Source organism: Rothia nasimurium (assembly GCF_928391935.1).
GTDB classification, from domain to species: domain Bacteria; phylum Actinomycetota; class Actinomycetes; order Actinomycetales; family Micrococcaceae; genus Rothia; species Rothia nasimurium_D.
In genome coordinates this window covers 1-2,662 of record NZ_CAKMTD010000019.1, presented here as the reverse complement: position 1 = coordinate 2,662, position 2,662 = coordinate 1, and the positions used below count along the sequence as shown (strand labels likewise).

At 52.9% G+C, this 2,662-nt stretch carries 2 rRNA genes; both read right to left on the bottom strand.

The annotated features are described in order from the left end of the window. Positions 1–734 (bottom strand): 23S ribosomal RNA (locus tag L7A15_RS10565); the annotation flags it as partial. A 391-nt stretch (positions 735–1,125) separates the two neighbouring features. Beyond that, positions 1,126–2,653 (bottom strand): 16S ribosomal RNA (locus L7A15_RS10560). Between the last annotated feature and the right edge of the window lie 9 nt (positions 2,654–2,662).

Below are 2,662 nucleotides of genomic sequence, written 5' to 3'. Positions count from 1 at the left end.
ACGCCCTATTCAGACTCGCTTTCGCTACGGCTTCCCCACACGGGTTAACCTCGCGACAGAACACTAACTCGCAGGCTCATTCTTCAAAAGGCACGCTGTCACCCCAAAAGGCTCCAACGGCTTGTAAGCACACGGTTTCAGGTACTATTTCACTCCCCTCCCGGGGTACTTTTCACCATTCCCTCACGGTACTGATTCACTATCGGTCACTAGAAAGTATTTAGACTTACCAGGTGGTCCTGGCAGATTCACACGAGATTCCACGAGCCCCGTGCTACTCGGGTGGCACACACGCGGTCTAACACATTACGATTACGGGACTCTCACCCTCTCCGGCAGCCCATCCCAAGGCCTTCACCTACATGCTAGAACATCACGTCCATAGTCGGTTGAAACTATGATGCGTACTCCCACAACCCCCATGATGCAACCCTCAACCGGTATCACACACCACAGGTTTAGTCTCTTCCGCTTTCGCTCGCCACTACTCACAGAATCATTAGTTATTTTCTCTTCCTGAGGGTACTGAGATGTTTCACTTCCCCTCGTTCCCCCCAACCAGCCTATACATTCAACTGGTGGTAACAAACCATGACGGCTTGCTGGGTTTCCCCATTCGGACATCCTGGGATCAACGCCCTGTTATCGGCTTCCCCAGGCTTTTCGCAGATTCACACGTCCTTCATCGGCTTCTAGTGCCAAGGCATCCACCGTGTGCCCTTAATAACTTACACACAGATAAAATCAAAGATATTAACCTTGACTAACTAAGTACAAAATCAAAAGTATCAAAGAAACCCAATCATAAGAGATTGAGAAATCTTCATTACATTCGAAGATGCTCGCGTCCACTATACAGTTCTCAAACAACAACCCGATACCACTCAAGGCAACCAAACAAACCAGTCTGACCACTACTCTCGTGCCGGGAGATCCTGAGAGCAACAAACCAACAGGCTTATTACCTCAAAACCCAAAAGCGCACCAAAATTACACACAAACTCATCAGCGCAGCACCCACCCCAAAGAGCAAGCACAGCACCAGAACTAACATTCCACCCATGAGCAAACCACCCAAACGACACTCGCGTCCAGCATGGCTCAACTAATGTTGAAGCTCCTTAGAAAGGAGGTGATCCAGCCGCACCTTCCGGTACGGCTACCTTGTTACGACTTAGTCCCAATCGCCAATCCCACCTTCGACGACTCCCTCCCAAAAGGGTTAGGCCATCGGCTTCGGGTGTTACCAACTTTCGTGACTTGACGGGCGGTGTGTACAAGGCCCGGGAACGTATTCACCGCAGCGTTGCTGATCTGCGATTACTAGCGACTCCGACTTCATGGGGTCGAGTTGCAGACCCCAATCCGAACTGAGACCGGCTTTTTGGGATTAGCTCAACCTCACAGTATCGCAACCCTTTGTACCGGCCATTGTAGCATGCGTGAAGCCCAAGACATAAGGGGCATGATGATTTGACGTCATCCCCACCTTCCTCCGAGTTGACCCCGGCAGTCTCCTATGAGTCCCCACCATTACGTGCTGGCAACATAGAACGAGGGTTGCGCTCGTTGCGGGACTTAACCCAACATCTCACGACACGAGCTGACGACAACCATGCACCACCTGTATACCAGCCCCGAAGGGAAACTCTATCTCTAGAGCGGTCCGGTATATGTCAAGCCTTGGTAAGGTTCTTCGCGTTGCATCGAATTAATCCGCATGCTCCGCCGCTTGTGCGGGCCCCCGTCAATTTCTTTGAGTTTTAGTCTTGCGACCGTACTCCCCAGGCGGGGCACTTAATGCGTTAGCTACGGCGCGGAAAACGTGGAATGTCCCCCACACCTAGTGCCCAACGTTTACGGCATGGACTACCAGGGTATCTAATCCTGTTTGCTCCCCATGCTTTCGCTTCTCAGCGTCAGTTACAGCCCAGAGACCTGCCTTCGCCATTGGTGTTCCTCCTGATATCTGCGCATTTCACCGCTACACCAGGAATTCCAGTCTCCCCTACTGCACTCTAGTCTGCCCGTACCCACTGCAAACCCGGGGTTAAGCCCCGGGCTTTCACAGCAGACGCGACAAACCGCCTACAAGCTCTTTACGCCCAATAATTCCGGACAACGCTCGCGCCCTACGTATTACCGCGGCTGCTGGCACGTAGTTAGCCGGCGCTTCTTCTGCAGGTACCGTCACTTTCGCTTCTTCCCTGCTGAAAGAGGTTTACAACCCGAAGGCCGTCATCCCTCACGCGGCGTCGCTGCATCAGGCTTGCGCCCATTGTGCAATATTCCCCACTGCTGCCTCCCGTAGGAGTCTGGGCCGTGTCTCAGTCCCAGTGTGGCCGGTCACCCTCTCAGGCCGGCTACCCGTCGTCGCCTTGGTGAGCCGTTACCTCACCAACAAGCTGATAGGCCGTGAGCCCATCTAAAACCAGTACATATCCCTTTCCACCAGCATCCCATGCGGGAACTGGTCGTATCCGGTATTAGACCCCGTTTCCAAGGCTTATCCCAGAGTTAAAGGCAGGTTACTCACGTATTACTCACCCGTTCGCCACTAATCCACCCAGCAAGCTGGGCTTCATCGTTCGACTTGCATGTGTTAAGCACGCCGCCAGCGTTCGTCCTGAGCCAGAATCAAACTCTCCGTTGAAAAAATGAA